The sequence below is a fragment of the Bifidobacteriaceae bacterium genome (genome assembly GCA_031281585.1).
Lineage (GTDB): Bacteria > Actinomycetota > Actinomycetes > Actinomycetales > WQXJ01 > JAIRTF01.
The window spans coordinates 25,840-44,798 of sequence record JAITFE010000045.1; the positions used below are offsets into that span (position 1 = coordinate 25,840).

The window sequence follows — 18,959 nt, forward strand, 5'->3', positions numbered from 1 at the left end:
TTGCTCGGCGAAGACGCAACAGGGCGCGGCCTGTCCGTAGGTGGCGATCCCAACGCCGATCTACCCGTGTCCCCGGCAGACTGCGGGCGGGCGGCCTGCGACCCAGTATCCGGTCCCCCGGCCATCACCGCCGCGAGCGCGGCCGAGAACTCGGACATGGTTCGGTAACGTTCCTCGGGCCGCGGCGAAAACGCTGCCGCGATCGCCTCTGCCAAAGCCCTGGGCACGCCGGTGGGCAACGATTCGCAAAGCGCTACCGGCGCTCTGGCCGAACCGGCATCCCGCCCCGTGAGCATGGCCACGGCCACGCCAGCAAGGCCCCACACGTCGCATCCCGGAGTGGCGGCGGCCCCCTGCGGGGCCCATTCTGGCGGCACCCATTTCGCCTGGCGATCAGTTGGGCGCCAGTCTTCGCCGCACTTAGCCGCCTCGCCAAAGCCGATCACCGCCGGCCCCTGGTAGCCAAGCACAAGATGTGCGGGGCGCACGCCGCCGTGGACAACTCCCCGGGCGTGGACCGCTCCCAGGATTTTGGCCAGCGCGAGCATGGTCCGAAGCGTTGGGTCCCAAGCGTTCGGCCCCGCCTGGACGACTTGCTCAAGCGTCGGCCCTTCAATGAACTCGGCCACGACGGCGGCCCACCCGTCCCCGGCATCCCGCCGCTCCACCATTTGCGCAATCCCGGCAATTCCGCCCAGCTTCCCGCGGATCCCCGCCTCGCGGTCGATCACCCCCGCCGGGCCCACTCTGACCAAGCGCGCTGCTCCGGTCACCGAATCGACACACCGAAATGACTGGACGCGGCCGACCGCGCCGCCCAGGTGTTCCCAGCCGACCAAACCCGGCAACGGCGGCACACCGCCGGGCGGCCACGCCTCAGCGCGCGACACGGCGGCGGGCGGCTCAACCACATGGGCAACCGGCATGGGCGGCGCCGTTTCAGCAGCACCATCAGGCGAAACGCATGGCGCGGCGGCAACCGGCACCACGGGTGGCACGGCAAGCCTTGAAACCCCCAATGCCACAGCCACCGTCATCCTTTCGCCGCGAGGCCCGCCGCCGAGCCCTCGTAAGGCAACCCAGGCTAGGCGCGGGCGGCCGCCCGCCAAGCCAGAAAACAAAAGGCCTGTGGACAACCGCGGCCACCCGCCGACCAATTGTCTGCTCCAAGCAGACCCCCGCCGGCGAACGCCCCAATAGCGTTCTGCCCACAGGGCACGCCTATAACAGCACAACTACGAAAGGGAGCGAAAAGATGCTTATCTCCGACCCTGACGGATTCGCCGAAATGATGATCAGGCAGAGGACAGCCTGCCTCAGGTGCGGCACGGTCTTCTCCTTCCAGCAGGGGGCCGACAAATCCCGAGAGGAGGGTTTCAAAGGCACCGTCGTGACATGTCCCGGTTGCGGTTCGGTCTACAAGACGTACTTCGCCCCGGGTCGCTTCGAACTGACGGAAGACGTGACCGCCGAATACCGGGGCACCACCGAAGACCGGGGCACCCCGCCCAAGAAGTCTCCTTGGTCCCGGTGGCTGCAGGCCCACGGCTGGAAGGGCTCCGGAGGCGACAAGCCGACCACCTGAGGGCCCCAAGTGCCGACCGCTTCCCCGCGACGCCCCGTCCCTTCCTCCCCCGTCGGCGGGAGTTCCGGACAAGCGGCGCCGATGCCGTCGCCCCACCGCACGGCATTGTCCCAAGGCGGGGCGCGGCGCGCGGACGGGCCGGTTCGCTACACGGACGCGACGGCCGTCAGACCGGATTGCCGGACTGGGCAGCCTAGACCACCCATTCTGGGGCGTCGGCGCGACCTGCGGTTTCGGCGCCGTGGCGCAGGCGGTCAGTAGCGGTAGAAGTCCGGCTTGTACGGGCCCTCGACCGGGACGCCCAGGTAAGCCGCCTGGGTTTCCGTCAAGGTGGTCAAGTCGACCCCCAGGGCGGGCAGGTGCAGGCGCGCGACCTTTTCATCCAGGGCCTTCGGCAGGCGGTACACGTCCGGCGGGTATTGTCCGGCCTCCGCCCGCCACAGTTCTAGCTGCGCCAAGACCTGGTTGGCGAAGGAGCAGGACATCACGAAGCTCGGATGCCCGGTGGCGTTGCCCAGGTTCAGGAGGCGGCCCTCGGACAGCATCAGGATCGAGTGGCCGTCAGGGAACACCCATTCGTCCACCTGGTCCTTGACGCGCCGCCGCTCCACGCCCGGGTGGGCGGCCAGCCCGGCCATGTCGATCTCGTTGTCGAAGTGCCCTATGTTCCCCACGACGGCCTTGTCCTTCATCGCCGCCATGTGCTCCACGGTGACCACCCCGCAGTCCCCGGTAGCGGTGATGAAGAAGTCGCCCAGCGCCGCCACGTCCTCCATCCGCGCCACCTGGAACCCGTCCATGGCGGCCTGAAGTGCGCAGATCGGGTCGATCTCCGTGACGATCACCCGCGCGCCCTGGCCCCTCAGGGCCTGCGCCGCCCCCTTGCCCACGTCCCCGTAGCCGGCCACCACCGCGACCTTCCCACCGATCAGCACGTCGGTGGCCCGGTCCAGCCCGTCCGGGAGCGAGTGCCGAATGCCGTAGATGTTGTCGAACTTCGACTTGGTGACCGAATCGTTGACGTCGATCACGGGGAAACCCAGCCGGCCGGCATGGTGCAAGGCGGTCAGCCGGTGCACCCCGGTGGTGGTCTCCTCGCTGACGCCTTTGAGGCCGCCGGCCATCCGCGTCCACGCGCCGGGCCGTTCCCCGGCCACGCGTCGGATCAGCCCCTGCACCAGGCGCCCCTCCGCCGTACCGCCAAGAGCCTCATAGGACGGCGAGCCCTCCCCCGCCGCCTCGTAGTCGCGCCCGGCCGCCACCAGGGTCGAGGCGTCCGCGCCGTCGTCCACAATCAGGTCGGGTCCGCCAACACCGCCGGTTCCGCCAACGCCGCCACCGCCAGGCCCGCCGGAACCGCCAACGCCGCCGATGCCGTCGCCCCCGTCCGGCCACGCCAGCGCCTGCCGGGTGCACCACCAGTAGGCGTCCAGCGACTCGCCCTTCCAGGCGAACACCGGCGGCCCCTGCGGATTGGCCGGCGTGCCGGCCGGGCCCACCACCACGGCGGCGGCCGCCTCGTCCTGGGTCGAATAGATGTTGCAGGAAGCCCAACGAACCCGCGCCCCCAGGGCCACCAGCGTTTCGATCAGAACCGCCGTCTGCACGGTCATGTGCAGCGAACCGGTGATCTTGGCGCCCGCCAGCGGGCGCGCGGCGCCGAACTCCGCGCGCAGCGCCATCAGGCCCGGCATCTGCTGTTCCGCCAGCCGAATCTGGTCCCGCCCGGACGCGGCCAGGCCCAAGTCGCGGACGGCGTGGCGGCCGGGCAGGTGGTCGATCTCGGGTGGGACCGGCGCCGCCGTCACGGCAGTTCCCCCAGGTCGACGGCCCGGCCGGCCAGCATTGAGGGGATGCCGTCGCGGACGGGGTAGGCGAGCCGACAGGCCCCGCAGACCAGATGCCCCGACTGATCGGTCAACTCGCCCTTGCAACCCGGGCAGCGCAGGGCTTGGCGCACCCACTCCTCCATCGGTTTTCCTCCTTCACCCTTGGTTGGCCGCCGCCGGCCGCGCCCTCAGGGCGCCTTCGGTCAGTGCGGCTCCGACACCAGCCCGGCCAAGCCGTCGCGGACCTTGGTCATTACGTCCCGGTCTTCCGCCTCGACGTTCAGGCGCAGCAGCGCCTCCGTGTTGGACGGGCGGACGTTCGCCCACCAGCGGGGCAGGGCGCCCCAGTGGTTGACGGTCAGGCCGTCCAGCGAGTCGAGCGTCACCGTGCCCCTGGCGGCGTCCCCCGCGTAGGCGGCCTGGACCTTTTGGATCGAATGGACCGGATCATCCACGCGGAAGTTGACCTCGCCGGAGGCGACGTACGGGCTGTACATGTCCGCCAACTGGCTGAGCGGCAGGTTCTGGGCGCCGAGCGCGGCCAGGACGTGCATCGCGGAGAGAATCCCGGAGTCGGCGTAAAAGAAGTCGCGAAAGTAGAAGTGGCCGGAATGCTCGGCGCCGAACACGGCATCGCGCTCCGCCATGGCCGGCTTGATCACGCTGTGGCCCACCCGGGTGCGGACCGGTTCCGCGCCGGACGCCCGCACCAACTCGGGGAGCACCTGGGATGTGATCGCGTTGTGGATGATCACCGCGTTGCGGCCCTGGGACTGTTCGCGGGCGACTTCGCGCAAGGCGATGATCACGCCGATGACCGACGGGGTGACCACCTCGCCGGTCTCGTCGACCACGAAGCAGCGGTCGGCATCGCCGTCGAAGGCCAAACCCAAGTCGGCGTGGGAATCCAGCACGGCCCGGCGCAGATCGACCAGGTTCTTCGGGTCGAGGGGGTTGGCGACGTGGTTGGGGAAGGTGCCGTCCGGCTCGAAGAAGAGCGGAACCAGGCGAATCGGGAGGGCGGGGAGTCCCGCGGCCGTTCCCAGGGCCGCGTCCGTCACCACGCCGCCCATGCCGTTGCCCGCGTCCACCCCCACGGTCAGCGGACGGATCCCGCTCAAGTCGACGGCGCGGCGCAGGAAGCGGGCGAAGTCCGGCAGCGCGTCGGCCAATTCGAGGGCGCCCGGCTGGTCGGCCGGCGGCGGGTCGGGATGGGCGTCCGCCCAGGCCACGATCTCTTTCAGGCCGGTCTCCAGCCCGATCGGCTTGGCGCCGGGACGCATCAGCTTGAGCCCGTTGTCACCACCCGGGTTGTGCGATGCCGTCAACATGGCCCCCGGCAGCGACCTGGCGCCGCTCGCGTAGTACATGGTGTCGGTCGAAATCTGGCCCAGGCTGACCACGTTCAGCCCCGCCCGCGTGGCGCCCTGCGTCAACGCCTCCGCCAACTCGGGGCCGCTGACCCGCATGTCGTGGCCAACCAACAAGGCGGGCGCGTCGGCGAACGCGTGGGCGATCGCCGCGCCCAGAACCCTGGCCTCTTCCGACCCCCATTGCTCTGGCACGGCGCCGCGCAAGTCGTTGGCTTTGAGGATCGTTGAGAGGGGTCGCATTTGATCAAGCATATGTGGTCGCCAGCCAAAGACCAGGCCAGGACGTGCCGAATGTGGCAAAGATCATGCTCCCGGACCCGCCGGGCGCCGACCTCTGCGAGCCGGGGATCGCCAGCCGGGGATCAGGAGCCGGGGATCAGCCGGAGGTGGCCGTGCCGCGATCCGCTGACCGCGACTGCGGTGGGATAGCCACCGCCTTGGGGCTGGCGGCCCCGTTCGCGGACTGATTCGGCCAGAGCGGCCAGTTCGTCTTGAGTTCGCCCGGCTGGCTGCATCTGCGGGGCCAGACGAATGACTTCCCAGCCGCGCGGCGGCACGACTTGCTCCGCGTGCCGCGAGCACAGGTCGTAGCCGTGCGGGTCGGCCACTGCCGACAGGGGTCCGAGCACCGCTGTCGCGTCCCGGTAGGCGTAGGTCATAGTTGCCACGGGCTCGTCGGGACAACCGACGTGCTTGCAACGGCGCCGAATCTCAACCACGTTGGCAGGGTAACGCGCCCAGGGGGCCTTGCGGCGGTGCCACGCCGGGCCGCGACCAGGCAGAACCGGTAATCTGGGAACGTGTCCCGCCGCCAGCGCCAACCCAGCACGGAATTGACGGCGCCCGCCAAGCTGCCGCCGCGGGACCAGGGGCGCCGGCGAGACCGTCGCGGCCGGGGTCTGCGGGGGCCGCTCCTGCCGCCGGGGCTGCCGGGGGCGCTGACCCGCTCCGACCGGTTTGACGAGCACACCCGCGCCGCCCTCCATCGCCTTCAACACCGCTGGGAAAGGCGCCTCGCCCGGCTCCAAGTCGCCGTCGAACCCGTGCCCCCGTCCGACGGGCCCTCTTGGGAGAGCGGTGTCCCGCTGGCCCGCTCGTTTCCGGCGGCCGAGGGCCTGCCGGACCGCGTTGTCCTTTACCGCCGCCCCATCGAGGCCCGTGCGGCCGACTCCCGCGATTTGGGCTTGCTGATCCTGGACGTGCTGGTGGAGCAGTTGGCCCACCTGTGGCGCATGCCGCCCGAAGATGTCGACCCGGGTTTCGGCGACCCTCCCTGGGCATAGCGCCGACGCGTGTCCCCGCTGCCAGAACAGATCGCCGTCCCCGGTTTGAGCGTCGGGGACAGGCCTGAACTGACTTGTTGACGGGCTGACGGTTACCTTTTGGGCGGCCCGGCGGAGTTATTGAGCAGGATGGGGATTAATCGGGGCCGAGCAAAGGAGGGCGCAGTGCGACCAAGTGAGCAATTCGCGGCGGGTTCGTTTGGCGGGCCGCCGGGCCCGGCGCCAGCCTGGCCCGCCTTCCAGCCTGGCGGGGCGCCGGCCACGCCGCCGATCCCGTCCGGCGCGGCCCCAGCCTGGCCCGCCTTCCAGCCGAGGCCGGACCCGGCCGGGCCGGTCGGGACCGCTGCGCCGCCTCCACCGGAAGCTCTCGCCCGCACCGAAGCGGTGATCGGACGCTACGGCGCCATGGTCCACGGCGTGGCCGTGACCCACACCGCCTGCCGGGGGGACGCCGAGGACGTGTTCCAGGAGGTGTTCCTGGCGTACCACCGCGCGCAGCCGCGCTGCCGCGACGAGGAGCACCGCAAGGCCTGGCTCCTCAGGACCGCCTTGAACATATCCCGGCGCGTCGCCGCCTCGTCCTGGCGGACCCGCGTGGTCCCTTTGACCGTGGACGACCCGCCCGCGCCCGCCGCCGCCAGTTTCACCTTCGCCACCGAGCGCCAAGACGCCATCTTCAGGGCGTTGGCGCAGTTGCCGGAGGGCAACCGCACGGCCCTTTACCTGTTCTACTTCGAGGACCTGCCAATCAACGAAATCGCCGTCTTGCTCGACTTGGAGCCGGCGGCGGTCAAGATGCGCCTGAGCCGAGGCCGGGCGCAAATGCGAGACCAACTTCGGGAGGAGCTTTTCAATGAATGACCCGATCTTCCGCGCGATGCGCGACCAAATGCGCCCAAGCCCAGAGCTGCTCGGGCGCTTGAGCTACCGCCTTGAGGCGGAACCGGGGGCTGGTGCGGGCGCGACGGCATCGGCCAATGCGGCTGAGCCGGCGACGCCCGGAGCGGGCCACACGCCGTCGGCGCAAACGCGGCGAGGGGCTGCGCCCAATGGCAATAGCGGCGGTGGCGGCGCGGGCAGTCGCGGTCCCGGGCGGGGCGGCGACGCGCACCGGCGCCGACGGCCCAGCGTGCCGCTGCTGGCCACCGCGGCCGTCGCGGCCGTCGCCCTGGTCGGGACCGTGGTGTACGCCACGGCTCGGGGGCCCAAGCTGACGGCGGAGCCGCGCGCCGGCGAACCCGTGCCCGCCGTGGTGGCGAGCCCCGCCGACTACGACGCGGTCTACGCGGCCCTGGAGAAGGGCTGGCGGGCGCAAGAGGGCGGCCGACTGGGCTGGGGCGCGGCCCAGGGTGACGATGCCGTCTCGCTGGAAAGCGCCGGGGACAGGTCGCTCGCGGCGGAGGACTCGGCCCCCGTGCCGGCCATGACCGGACCGGGCGAATACACCGGCACGAACGTCCAAGTCGAGGGGATCGACGAGGGCGACATCGTCAAGACTGACGGGCGGACCATCTTCATCGGATCAAACAACGAGGTCCGGTTGGTCAAGGCCGCGGGCTCTGACACGGCCGAGGTGGCCCGGATCGACATCGCCGCCAAGGCCGCCGAAGTGGCGGACGCGGCGGAAGACGCCGCGACCGTTGGGGCCGTGCCCACCGTCGGGGACCTGCTGCTCGACGGGGACGTGTTGGCCGTGGTGACGCACTGGTTCACGCAGGTGGCGCTGCCGGAGGCGACCAGCGAGGAAGACATTTACTACGGGGGCTGGACCGAGAACGTCTCGGCCGTGGCCCTGCTCTACGACGTGTCCAACCCGGCCAAGCCGCAGTTCCTGACCAGCCTGGGCCAGGACGGCTCATACCGGACGTCGCGGCTGGCGGACGGCAAGCTTTATCTGGTGTCGGACTACTGGGTGCCCGGCCAGGACCAGGTGGACCCGGCCGATCCGGCCACCTTCACGCCCTGCGTCACCCGCGACGGCCGCGCCGCCGTGATGGAGCCGGCAGACCTCACCGTCTGGAAGGAGCCGACCGGAACCCAGTACGTGGTGCTCTCCGTGATCGACCTGGCCAGCGCCGAGCGGGTGGGCCAGCGCGCTGTCTTGGGCGGAGGCGACACGGTCTACATGAGCCACGGCAACCTGTACCTGGCCGCCAGCCAGTGGCGTCCCGAGGGGCTGGGCGCGTTCTTGTCCCAGTTCGGGATTGGCGTCGGCTCGACGGCGCCCGTCACGCAGGTGGTCCGGGTCTCCCTGGACACCGACGAGTTGACCGTGGCCGCCGAGGGCACGGTGCCGGGCGTGGTGGTTGACCAGTTCGCGCTCGACGAATACGAGTCGAACCTGCGGATCGCGACCACCATCGCCTCGGTCGACGGCGTGGAGCCGGTTCGCGCGGCCCTGTTCGTGCTGTCCCCCGACCTGACGGTGATCGGGAAAATCCCGGAGCTGATGCGCGACGAGACGATCCAGTCGGTGCGTTTCACCGGCCCCACGGGCTACGTGGTGACGTTCCGCCAAACCGACCCGCTGTTCGCCCTCGACCTGGCGGACCCGGCGAGCCCCAAGGTCATGAGCGCGCTGAAGATCACCGGGTTCAGCGCCTACCTGCATCCGTGGGGCGAGGACGAGTTGATCGGTCTGGGCTACGCCGGGAACGAGCAGGGTCTGACCGGAGGGCTCCAACTGGTCCTGTTCGACACCTCGGATCCGTTCGACGTCAGCGTCCGCTCCGCCCTGGACGTGAACCCCCCGGCTGACTCCGGCCTCAGCAGCGGGGAGTCCTACCTCGATTCGGACGCGCTGTGGGACCACCGCGCCGTCATGGCGGACCCCGCCAAGGACACGATCGGCTTCCCGGCGCGTTCTTGGGACTACCAGAGCGGGATGCCCGCGCTGTACTACTTGCTCTACGCCCACTCCGAGGCTTCGGGCTTCGAACTGCGCGCCTCCCTCACACTGCCCGAGCTTTGGTCCAACATGGGTTACCCGATCCGTGGCCTGCGGATCGGCTCCGACCTCTATGTGGTGAGCGGAAGCGGGGTCGTGGTTTGGGACGGCACGTCGCTGAACCAGCTGCAGGAAGTGGCGTTCACCGGCTGACGGCCGGGCCGCGGCGGGACAACCGGCCTTGGGCCGGGCGTGGGTTACAGCCGGTCCGGGTATACCCGGACCGGCTTGGCGTCCACGACCAGGGCCGTCGGCACCGCGGCGGAGATCATCTCACCCGTCGGATCGGCCGCCGTGACCACCAAGGCCAGGACGCCCTCGGGGCCCTCCCAATGGAACTGCAGCGCCGCCGAGTCGAGGTCGGCGCCAGACTCCGCCAGAGTCAACGCTTGGCTGGTCAGGGCCGCGACCTGGATGGTCTGCGGCGCTCCCGCGCCGCCCGCCTGGTCGATCGGCGTCAACTCCAAGGTCGTGTCGGCGGGCGCCGCGACCACCAGCAGCGCGTCCAGGTCCGCGCCCGGCAGGACCACGTAGCCTTGAGCCGACGATGCCGCCGTGGGGGTCCACGCGAATTCCTCCGGCTGGTCTTCGGCCCCGGCCCGCAGCGACAGGCCCGCGGCCACGATCGGCTGGTCGGAACGGATCAGGGCCGCATACGTCCCGGCGGGAAGGCCCCCGAGCGACAAGTCCGTCACCACGCCCGGGTTGACCAAGGCCTCCTCGAGTCCCGGCAAGGTGGTGGGGCCGTCCGGCCCCCACAGTTCGACGCTCACGGTGGCGGGTTGGTCGCCGGGGTTCAAGACCCTGATGGCGGAGGTCCTGGTGGAGTCGAAGGTCGACTCGGTGACGCTGAGCGCCGGCACGATCGCCTCTTGGGACGGCCCCGCGCCCGGCGTGGCCAGTTCCACGCCCCCTTGAATCAGACCTTGCAGGCGCGAGTGCTGCAAGAAAACGGCCAAGTCGCCGCCGGTGGCGGTGACCTTGACCGCCAATCGGCGCGCGTCGCCCACGTAGGCCTCCAGCAGCACCGCCCGCTGCGACAGCGGCGGCACCGTCAGCCCTGTCAGACCGACCGCCTGGACCAGTCCGGCACCGTCCCAAAGCGTCAGGTCCGCCCGGACGTTCGTCAGACCCCCGTTGGTCAGCAAGAGCCGAGCCGAGGACCCCGTCTCCGTCGACCCGGCCACGACCCAGGCCTCCGAGCTGGCTGGGATGCAAGGCGCGGCGGCCACGCCGCGCAGGTCGCCGTCGGCTAGGTGCTGGAAAACCGCCCCCGCCGCCGCCGGCGGGGCCGCGGCCGAGTCGTCTTGGCCCACGAAGGCCGTCAAACGGATCGGGGCGTCCCCCACCGGCTCGTTGGCGATGCGAACCCGGCCGGCCTGCGCCCCCAGCGGGATGGCGGCCGACTGCTCGTCCAGAACTTGGGATTCCCCGCCTCCCCGCCCGGCCACCAGCCCGCGGTTGATCGAGTCGACCCCGGTCGGGTTTGGGTCAAAGCGCTGGTCATAGGCGATCTCGCCCGCCCCGTCGCCGGGCAATTTGAGACTGCCCGCGCAAACCACCTGGGCGTTTCCGGGAGGGACCTCGACCACGCCGGGCGACCCGGCGACGCCTGCCTCGGGCGGCCACGCGCGGTCCGCCGCGACCATTCCGACCGCCCCGGCCACCACCAGCAAAGCCGCCAAGATGGCCGCGATTCGCCTGACCACGAACATCAGTCGTCCTCCCGCGCGCTCGCCGTGCGGCGGATCGGCAGGGCCAAGAGCACGGCCAGGGCCGCCACGACCCCCTGGCCCACGGCGAACGCGGGCGGCGCCGCGTACCAGACGCGCAGCCGCCCTGTTCCGGCGGGCAACTCGAACGCCTGGTACCAGGCGTCTGACTCGCCGCTGCTCGAATCAGCAGCTCCCGAATCCGCGTCCTCGCCGCTGGCCGCAGGAGGGCCGGAGACGGCCGTGAGCGGCGCGCCGTCAAGGCTGGCCCGCCAGTTGGGGTCGGCCCGTTCGGCCAGGATCAGGCGCCGGCCGGCTGGGCCGTCCGGCAGGTCGACGCGCAGCTCGGTTCCGGGTCCGGCCCCCAAGGCCGTGGCCGCCCCATCCGGGCTGACCACATGCAGCCGCGCCGCCGCGTCCACGGTGGCGCCGCCAAAGTCAATCCCGGCGGGCGCGACCTGCCAAACCACCGAACCTTCGCCGCTTTCGCGGACGCGTGTCAGCCCGGGGGTGGCGTCCATGGCGCCCGCCAACGCCGCCTCGCCCGAGTCGACCAGCACAAAACCGATCCCGTAGGTCGCCAAACGCGCGGCCGCGTCTCCGGGATTCCTCGCCGCGATTCCCGCCAACACCTCGCTGACGGCGTCTTCGGCCGCGTCCGGCTCCAAGACCCGGCCCGGCAGGCCCTCCAGGCGGCGCGATCCGGCAATCCCCCATGATTCGGACGTCTGATGACCCACCCCCCGCACAACGTCCCAGGTCAGGGTGGCTTCCGCGCCGGCGCCGACGGTGCCCACGGCCAGCGCGTAACTGGCCATCCGCCCGCCCGCCTCGGCCGCGACGATCGGCGGCATGGGGTTGCCCGCCGCGCGGCGCAGGTCGGAGTGATCCTGGCGTTGCCAGACGCCCAGCGCCGCTCCGGCGACGGGTCCGGCCAGCAACGCCGCCACGCCCACAGCGGCCAGGCCCGCTTTGAAGCTGTGGCGCCGGCCGTCCCGCTCCCCTACGGCGCCGCCAAAACCGGCCGCCACCGCCAACAGCCAGCCGCTGAGAATCAGTCCGCAGGCGCCGCCAGTCCAGGCCGGCACGGGCTCCAAGCCAGCCACCGTCACGGCTAGGCGATTGAGCCCCCAGACGGCCGCGCCTCCGCAAAGCGCCAGCAACCACCCAAACCGAACCGCCCGGCAACGCGGCCCCGTCCGCCACAAAGCCAGGGCCGCGGCCACCACAGCAACCCCGGTGACCAGCGCCGCCGCCACACCGGCCCAAGCGGTTGGCACCACTGCGGGCAGGACCGGGTCGCTGGGCCAACCCAGCAACTGGAGCCAAAAGGGCGCCGGATCGTAGTCCAGCGCGCGTCCCGGATCGGCCAGCACCGCCCGCCAGCCCCCGCCCGTGGCTGCTCTCCACACCAGGGGCGCGAACAACGCCAGCGCTGGCAGGGCGACCCAGACCAGGCGGGCCCGCCGTCTGCGCCCGGCCAGGATGAACACAACCAAGACCGCCGCGAGCCCGGGCGCCAGCAGGGACGGGCTGCCCGCCGCCACGACCGCGAAGGCCAGGCCGGCGAAGGCCGCGGCCGCCACCGAACCGGTCCGGGCCAAACCCGGCGCCGCCTGGTCGGCGCCAACTCCGCGCGAATCGCCGACCGGCCGTCCCGCCCGCGCGCCGCCCGTCTGAGGGTCCGCTCGGCCGCCGGTTCGCGCCGGAGCCGGCGCCGAATCCGCCACCGGCCCCTCCCCGGCCGCCCCGGGATTGGCGACCGCCGCGCTCTGGGCCGCGGCCGTCCCCGGCTCGCTTTCAGCTCCCGCGGCTCCCACCACCGCCGGGCGAACGTCCAGCCGGTTGACGCCGATCGCCCTGGCCACCCCCAGCATGGCCCAGGGCAGGGCGGCGTGGGCCGCCACCGCGCCGAGGCGGCCGTCTGACACGGCCGCCCAGAACGACGGCGCCCCCAAGTAGCACAACGCCACGCTGGCGCGCAGCCAAACCGACCGGGCGGCGGCGCCGGCGGCGAACCAGCCCCCCAGGCAGGCCACCAGCGGGGCCGCCAACAGCACGAGTTTGACGGCGGTGGCGCCGTCCCCCAGGCAGAGCAGGGTCATCAGGGCGATGACCGCGTTGAACGGATCGCCCGGACCGGACTCGCCCAAGCCCTGCGGCAGCCAGCCGCCAGCGGCCTGCCGCGCCAGATCGCCGAACGAGGCGTCCTGCGGTCCCAGGCCGCCACCGGTGATGAAACCGGGCCCAATCAGCCGGTACAACGCGGCGCCGGTCACGGCCGCCGCCACGAGCATCACAGCCGTCAGCATCCGCCGGCGCCGGGACGCCAGTTCGCGCTGCTCCGCCATCTCGATTTCGGTCGGCTCCAGCGCCTGGCGGCGCAGTTCGGCCTCGGTGATCCGCCGGTCGCGGCGGGCCTGGCGGGCCTCGGCCGCGCTGAGCTGCAGCGGCGCCAGCCGCCGCCTGGGCGACCGGCGGGTGCGGCGCGCCACATAGCGGGCCCGCGCCACAGCATCGAACCTGGTCAAGACAGCGATGGGTGCCCAAACCTCGTCGGCGGCCAACCGGAAGTCCTTGGCGGCGATCCGCCAGAAGAAGCGGGCCATCCCGGCCACGACGGCCGCGACGGCCACCGGAATGGTGGCCCACAAGGGCGCGTCCACCAGCTGGGTGAAGATGAAGGCGCGCCGCCGCGCGCCGTAGGAGCGGGCGGTCGACGGCTCCGGGTGGCGCCGGTCGGCGTCCCTCAAGCCCCTATAGGCGGCCTGCTCGTGCTCCAGGACGGCGCTCGGCTCCACCACGACCCGGTGGCCGGCCAAACGCGCCCGGCGGCAAAACTCAAGGCCGTCCCGGAATGGCCCCAGGGCGGGGGCGAATCCGCCCAACGCCTGCCAAACCTCGCCGCGAACCAACATGCCCGCGCTGCCGACCGCCAACACGTCTTCGAGCCGGTCGTATTGGCCCTGGTCCAGTTCGCCGTTGACCCCGTAGGGCACGCGGCGGCCCAGCGGCGTGGTGGTGACGCCGACCTCCCCCAGGCGGGTCGGGGCCTCGGCTTGGACTTGCTTCGGCCCGGCCACCGCCACCGAGGGCGACATCTCGACGCGGGCGACCAGATTGGCCAGACAATCCGGGGCGGGGTAGCAGTCGTCGTGGAGCAGCCACATGAGGGGCGCCGGCGGGCGTCCGAACAGCCCCGCCGCCACCGCCTGGCCGAAGTTCTTGGCTCGGACCGCGTGCACCACCGTCAGGGCCTCGCGCGGTATGCCGCACCGGATGGCCATCTCCGCGATTGCCGGATCGGAGCGCCCCCCCGCGTCCGCCACAATCACGGCGGCGGGCGAGAGGGTCTGCGCCGCCAGAGCCACCAAAGCGCGCGGCAAATAGTCAGAGCGACCGCGGGTGACTACCACGGCCACCACTTCGGCGCCAAGACCCGCCATCGCGGCGGCCGCTGGCGCGCGGTCAGGCCCGAATCGGATCGGCGCCGTCACAAGGCTCGACGCTGTTTCAGGCGGCGCCGCTCGCGCTCTGAGTAGCCTCCCCAAATGCCGAACCGTTCGTCGTTGGCCAAGGCGTAGTCAAGGCATTCGGCCCGCACTTCGCAAGCCGCGCAGATCCGCTTGGCCTCCCTGGTTGAGCCGCCCTTTTCGGGGAAGAAAGCCTCCGGGTCGGTTTGGGGGCAGAGCGCGCGCTGCTGCCAGCCCAGCGGCCCCGAATCCTCGCGGCCGCCGAACAACTCCGGCACGTTCGACCGCGGATCGATCACGCCGGACTCAAGGGTGAGAGCGCCATCGCCCAGTACATTCCACACGTGTCGTCTCCTCGCAGCCAGCTGCCCAATCAAGAAAGGTTGCACCAATGAAATTACAGGTTTGTCATCTTCGCAAGTCCCCAGGTCGCAGGTCCCATTCCGGGAGCCGCCAAAATGACCCGGCTCTTGCCCCGCAAAGTCATGGTCCCCTCTGAGGCCATGGCGAACAGGGACTGTCCGCGCGCCAAGTGCAGCGAGCCCAAGTCGGTGAACGCCGTCACATCCCCCTCCAGGGCCAGGGCGATCCGGGGCCCGGCAAGCGGCACCTCCGTGGCGCCGGACACCCGGATGTCCGCCAGTTGGAACAACCGCAGCGGCGGCCGCAGCAGCCGGACCGCGCCTTGGCGGGTGACGGCCGGCCGGGTCGGCCCGGCCGAATCCCAGTCGATGGTGGTCGCCACTCGCGCCGGGTCGGCGTACTTGGTCGTCAATCCGGCCCGCAGCACGTTGTCCGAGGGCCCCATGATCTCCACCGCCACGCCCCGCAGGTAGGCGTGCAGGGTTCCGGGGGGCACGTACAGCGCCTCGCCGGGGGCCAGCGAGACATGGGTCATCATCATGACCACCGCCAGCCCGCGGTCGCCGGGGTAACCCTTGGACAGCGCGACCGGCAAAGCGTAGGGGCCCGGGTCGTCCCCCGGCGCCGCGAGTTGGCGCCGGCACGCGGCGGTGAACTCCTCAACCGCCTCGGGTCCCGCGTCTTCGCCGGTCAACGCGATTTCGACGGCCCGGCGCAATCCGCCCGTGCGACCCGGCGCCAGGGCCTGGGCCAACGCCCGCGCCAACGCCGAGGTCGCGGCCAGCGGCTCAAGCGAGGCCCGGATGTCCTCCGGCCGGCGAAAGCCGGCCAGCAGCTCGAAAGACGCCAGCGCGTAAACCATCTCCGGCTTGGGGTTCGGATCCTTGTAGGTGCGGTTCGGCGCGCCGATGGGGATGCCGGCGGCCTCCTCGCGGGCGAACCCGGCCCGCGCCTGCTCCCCGCCGGGATGAACCTGCAGGGACAGCGCCTGGGCCACCCCCAGGATCTTGAGCAGAAATGGCAATTCGCCGCCGTCTGGCCCCACGCACGCCTTGGGGTTGCGGGCGATCACGTCCCGCAGGGCCACGCCCGCGTCGTCCTCCCCGCGCCCCACCAGAGCGGAGGCGGTTGCGTGCGCCCCGAGCCAAACTTCCGCCACCGGTTTGCCGGACGGCGCGAACCCCAACAGGCGCGGCACTTGGTCCACCGAACCCCAGGCGTAGTCGCGCACAACGTGGTCCAATCGCAACACGGTAGACAAGCGTAAGCGCAAATCGCCGCACGGAGCGGCGCGATAACCTGGTGGCGTGGACTCACCTTCGCGGCCGGCGCCGTTGTCTACCGCCGATGCCGCCGCGCTGGCCTCGCGTTACGGCTTGCGCAAGTTGGGCGCCCGGCCGCGTTTGGGCGCGTACACCGCGTCCATCTGGCGGCGCCGCGACTTCACCTGGGAGTTGGCCCGGTCGGACGCCTACGGCAAGAACCAGGGCTCCTACCTGGGGCAGTTGTGGGGCGTGCTGAAGCCGCTTCTGCAGGTCGGCGTTTTCTACGTTGTTTTCGGGATGATGATCCCCGAGGCGTCCCGCGGCGTGGAGGACTTCCTCTCCTACCTGGTGATAGGCACCTTCCTGTTCGAGTTCATGGCATCCGGGCTGAACAACGGCGGGCGGGCAATCGCCTCCAAGGTCAAGCTGGTCCGGGCGCTGGAGTTCCCGCGCGCGGTCCTGCCCATCTCGGTGACCCTGACCGAGATGATCATGATGTGGCCGGCCCTCGCCATCATGCTGGTCATAGTGACGGCCAAAGGCCACGCGCCGGCCTGGTCGTGGCTCATGCTGGCGCCCGCGGTGGCCCTGATCTACATGTTCGTGTTGGGTTGCGGCTTCTTCCTGGCCCGGGTCGTCTCGGCGACTCCGGACCTCGGCAACCTGGTGCCGATCCTCACCCAATTGGCCCGCTACGTGGCGGGCGTGTTCTTCTCCTTGGAGGTCTTGGCGGCCGGTTTCGGCGTGCTCGGCCTGATCGCCGTCTACGAGCCGTTCGCCCTCTACCTGCGGTTGGCCCGTTCGGCGATCCTCCCGGACGTGACGGCCGGGCCGCTCGACTGGGGACTGGGCCTGGCCTATTCGGCCGCGGCCCTGATCTCCGGATACGTCTTCTTCTGGTTGGCGGAGGCGCGCTATGGCCGGGACTGACGACATTGACTTCTCGCTGGACCAGGACGCCTTCGCGGGCGGCTTGCCGGCGGGAAGCGGGCGGGCGGGCGCGCGGCGGGGGCACCGGCCTGGCTCTGGCGGTACCGGCGCGGACGGTGGCGGCGAGTACGGCGCTGGGGCGGACGGCATCGGCGTCCCCACCATGGTGGTGGACCGGGTCCATGTGCGCTACCGGGTCTTCGGCGGCCGCAAACTGGGCGCCTCGACCGGCTACAAGCCCTCGTTGTACCGGCGGCTGTTCAACCGCGCGGCGGGCGCCGTCGGCTCGGTCAGCGAGATCCACGCCGTGAGGGGCGTCTCGTTTGTGGCCCACGAGGGCGAGTCGATCGGCATTGTGGGCCGCAACGGCGCCGGCAAAACCACGCTGCTGCGGGCGATCGCGGGGCTCATGCCCTACTCGGACGGCGCGGTCTACGCCGGCGGCCAATGCGCCCTGTTGGGCGTCAACGCGGCCCTGCTGACCGCCCTGACCGGGGAGAGGAACATCATGCTGGGCGGGCTGGCGTTGGGGTTGACCAGGGCCCAGGTGCGCGAGCGCTTCGACTCGATTGTCGAGTTCGCCGGCATTGGGGAATTCGTTCATCTGCCCATGAACGCTTATTCTTCCGGCATGGCTTCCCGGCTGCGCTTTGCGATCTCGACCTCGAAGGTGCCGGACATCTTGATGATCGACGAGGCCCTGTCCACCGGCGACGCCGAGTTCCAGCGCCGCTCCCGCGACAAGATCTTGGAGGTCAAGGACCAAGCGGGCACCGTGTTCCTGGTGTCGCACTCCGCGAAAGCGGTCGAGGCGATGTGCGAGCGGGCGCTCTGGCTGGAGAAGGGGGAACTCGTCATGGATGGACCGGTGGGCGAGGTGTTGGACGCCTACAAGGCCGGCCGGCCGCCGGCGGCGGAGGCTGCGGAAGACGTCACGGCAAACGAGGAGGCTGGCAATGAGTGACCTGGTGGTGGTTGGCGCCGGACCGTTCGGGCTGACGGTCGCCCGGCTGATGGCGGAACGCGGCCGCCACGTCGCGGTGGTGGACCGCCGCGACCACATTGGCGGCAACGCCTATTCCTCGCCGGACCCGAACACCGGCATTGAGATCCACAACTACGGGGCCCACATCTTCCACACCGCCAACGAGCGCGTCTGGGAGTTCCTGGGCCGCTTCACCGCCTGGACCGGCTACGAACACCGGGTCTTCACCCGCCACCGGGGCGAGGTCTACCCGCTGCCGATCAACTTGGGGACCATCAACCAGTTCTTCAGGTCCGCACTCACCCCGGACGAGGCGCGCCAACTGATCGCCGAGCAGGCGGGCGCGGGGGGCGCGGACGGCGGGACCGGCGGCGACCCGGCCGGCGGCGGGGGTGCGGAGGGTGCTGGGGGCGAGCGGACGGCATCGGGCAAATCGCTTCGGGACAAAGGCATCTCGCTGATCGGGCGGCCGCTCTACGAGGCCTTCATCCAGGACTACACCGCCAAACAGTGGCAGACGCCGGCGGAGCAGTTGCCGGCCTCGGTCATCAACCGGCTGCCGGTGCGGTACAACTACGACTCGCGCTACTTCTCCGACCCGCACCAAGGCCTGCCCGTGGACGGCTACACGGCGCTGTGGGAGCGCCTCGCGGACCACCCGGCGATCGACGTGGTGCTGGGGCGGGACTTCCTAGACCCCGCCGCCGATCCCGTGCCGGGCCTCAGCCGCGCCGCTTGCGTTGGCCAGGTGCCCGTCGTGTTCACCGGGCCGATCGACCGCTACTTCGACTACGCGGCCGGGCCGCTGGGCTGGCGGACTCTGGACTTCGACTGGCGCCACCCCGCGACGGGCGACTTCCAAGGCTGCTCCGTGATGAACTACGCGGACCTGGGCGACCCTTGGACGCGGATCATCGAGTTCCGGCATTTCCACCCCGAACGGGACTACCCGGCGGACAAGACGGTCATCGCGCGCGAGTATTCGCGCCTGGCCCAGGCGGGCGACGAACCGTATTACCCGATCAACACGCCCCAGGACCGCTCCCGCCTGGAGCGCTACCGCGCGCTGGCGGACCAGACGCCGGGAGTCTGGTTCGGAGGCCGGCTGGGCCGTTACCAATACCTGGACATGGACATGGCGGTGGCCGCGGCCATCACGCTGACCGCGAAACTCTAGCCACCAGGGCCCGCCCCGCCGTGCTTGTCCCGCCGGG

The 18,959-nt window shown here is 71.1% G+C and carries 14 protein-coding genes and 1 pseudogene; 7 read left to right on the top strand and 8 right to left on the bottom strand.

What is annotated here, in order from left to right:
• Window positions 1-1,255: 1,255 nt before the first annotated feature.
• Complete coding sequence (locus LBC97_04620) at window positions 1,256-1,585, top strand: hypothetical protein (protein ID MDR2565336.1); 330 nt, start codon at window positions 1,256-1,258, stop codon at window positions 1,583-1,585.
• 254 nt (window positions 1,586-1,839) lie between these two features.
• On the opposite strand, the gene ahcY is transcribed toward LBC97_04620, so the two are convergent.
• The 4 genes from ahcY to LBC97_04640 form a co-directional block, all read right to left on the bottom strand.
• Window positions 1,840-3,393, bottom strand: coding sequence for an adenosylhomocysteinase (gene ahcY / locus LBC97_04625; protein MDR2565337.1), 1,554 nt, complete (start codon window positions 3,391-3,393; stop codon window positions 1,840-1,842).
• The gene (locus LBC97_04630; GenBank protein MDR2565338.1) at window positions 3,390-3,557 is read right to left on the bottom strand and encodes a Trm112 family protein; all 168 of its coding nucleotides are present in this window, start codon (window positions 3,555-3,557) and stop codon (window positions 3,390-3,392) included. The genes ahcY and LBC97_04630 overlap by 4 nt, the downstream gene beginning before the upstream one ends.
• Window positions 3,558-3,617: 60 nt before the next feature.
• Entirely contained in the window at window positions 3,618-5,027 is a 1,410-nt protein-coding gene (locus LBC97_04635; GenBank protein ID MDR2565339.1) for a hypothetical protein, read from the bottom strand.
• Between the two features lie 122 nt (window positions 5,028-5,149).
• Window positions 5,150-5,506 carry a DUF3499 domain-containing protein gene (locus LBC97_04640; protein ID MDR2565340.1) on the bottom strand — a complete coding sequence of 119 codons (357 nt, stop codon included), beginning with the start codon at window positions 5,504-5,506 and terminating at the stop codon, window positions 5,150-5,152.
• Window positions 5,507-5,587: 81 nt separating this feature from the next.
• Here LBC97_04640 and LBC97_04645 point away from each other — a divergent pair, with 81 nt between their 5' ends.
• From LBC97_04645 to LBC97_04655, 3 genes are all read left to right on the top strand, one after another.
• Window positions 5,588-6,070 (top strand): metallopeptidase family protein, encoded by a 483-nt coding sequence (locus LBC97_04645; protein ID MDR2565341.1) that lies wholly within the window; start codon window positions 5,588-5,590, stop codon window positions 6,068-6,070.
• 165 nt (window positions 6,071-6,235) lie between these two features.
• Window positions 6,236-6,931 carry a sigma-70 family RNA polymerase sigma factor gene (locus LBC97_04650; GenBank protein ID MDR2565342.1) on the top strand — a complete coding sequence of 232 codons (696 nt, stop codon included), beginning with the start codon at window positions 6,236-6,238 and terminating at the stop codon, window positions 6,929-6,931.
• Window positions 6,924-9,170, top strand: a complete 2,247-nt coding sequence (locus LBC97_04655) for a beta-propeller domain-containing protein (GenBank protein MDR2565343.1) — start codon at window positions 6,924-6,926, stop codon at window positions 9,168-9,170. Before LBC97_04650 ends, LBC97_04655 begins: the two co-directional genes overlap by 8 nt.
• 44 nt (window positions 9,171-9,214) lie before the next feature.
• On the opposite strand, the gene LBC97_04660 is transcribed toward LBC97_04655, so the two are convergent.
• From LBC97_04660 to manA, 4 genes and pseudogenes are all read right to left on the bottom strand, one after another.
• Entirely contained in the window at window positions 9,215-10,732 is a 1,518-nt protein-coding gene (locus tag LBC97_04660) for a DUF5719 family protein (GenBank protein MDR2565344.1), read from the bottom strand.
• 2,756 nt (window positions 10,733-13,488) lie between these two features.
• A pseudogene (locus tag LBC97_04665) lies at window positions 13,489-14,175 on the bottom strand (glycosyltransferase).
• Between the two features lie 47 nt (window positions 14,176-14,222).
• Complete coding sequence (locus LBC97_04670) at window positions 14,223-14,480, bottom strand: WhiB family transcriptional regulator (protein MDR2565345.1); 258 nt, start codon at window positions 14,478-14,480, stop codon at window positions 14,223-14,225.
• Window positions 14,481-14,599: 119 nt separating this feature from the next.
• Window positions 14,600-15,817, bottom strand: a complete 1,218-nt coding sequence (gene manA / locus LBC97_04675; protein ID MDR2565346.1) for a mannose-6-phosphate isomerase, class I — start codon at window positions 15,815-15,817, stop codon at window positions 14,600-14,602.
• A gap of 55 nt (window positions 15,818-15,872) precedes the next feature.
• Here manA and LBC97_04680 point away from each other — a divergent pair, with 55 nt between their 5' ends.
• From LBC97_04680 to LBC97_04690, 3 genes are read left to right on the top strand one after another with little or no spacing between them, the layout of a single operon-like run.
• Window positions 15,873-16,760: an ABC transporter permease gene (locus LBC97_04680; protein MDR2565347.1), complete on the top strand. Its 888-nt coding sequence runs from the start codon at window positions 15,873-15,875 to the stop codon at window positions 16,758-16,760.
• Window positions 16,747-17,724 (top strand): ABC transporter ATP-binding protein, encoded by a 978-nt coding sequence (locus tag LBC97_04685; GenBank protein MDR2565348.1) that lies wholly within the window; start codon window positions 16,747-16,749, stop codon window positions 17,722-17,724. The genes LBC97_04680 and LBC97_04685 overlap by 14 nt, the downstream gene beginning before the upstream one ends.
• Window positions 17,681-18,922 (top strand): FAD-dependent oxidoreductase, encoded by a 1,242-nt coding sequence (locus LBC97_04690; protein MDR2565349.1) that lies wholly within the window; start codon window positions 17,681-17,683, stop codon window positions 18,920-18,922. The genes LBC97_04685 and LBC97_04690 overlap by 44 nt, the downstream gene beginning before the upstream one ends.
• Window positions 18,923-18,959: the final 37 nt, after the last annotated feature.

Excerpts from the sequence above, each read along its gene's own strand:
- LBC97_04620 (MDR2565336.1), top strand. The coding sequence starts at position 1,256 with ATGCTTATCTCCGACCCTGACGGATTCGCCGAAATGATGATCAGGCAG.
- LBC97_04630 (MDR2565338.1), bottom strand. The coding sequence starts at position 3,557 with ATGGAGGAGTGGGTGCGCCAAGCCCTGCGCTGCCCGGGTTGCAAGGGC.
- LBC97_04635 (MDR2565339.1), bottom strand. The coding sequence starts at position 5,027 with ATGCGACCCCTCTCAACGATCCTCAAAGCCAACGACTTGCGCGGCGCC.
- LBC97_04655 (MDR2565343.1), top strand. The coding sequence starts at position 6,924 with ATGAATGACCCGATCTTCCGCGCGATGCGCGACCAAATGCGCCCAAGC.
- LBC97_04660 (MDR2565344.1), bottom strand. The coding sequence starts at position 10,732 with ATGTTCGTGGTCAGGCGAATCGCGGCCATCTTGGCGGCTTTGCTGGTG.
- LBC97_04685 (MDR2565348.1), top strand. The coding sequence starts at position 16,747 with ATGGCCGGGACTGACGACATTGACTTCTCGCTGGACCAGGACGCCTTC.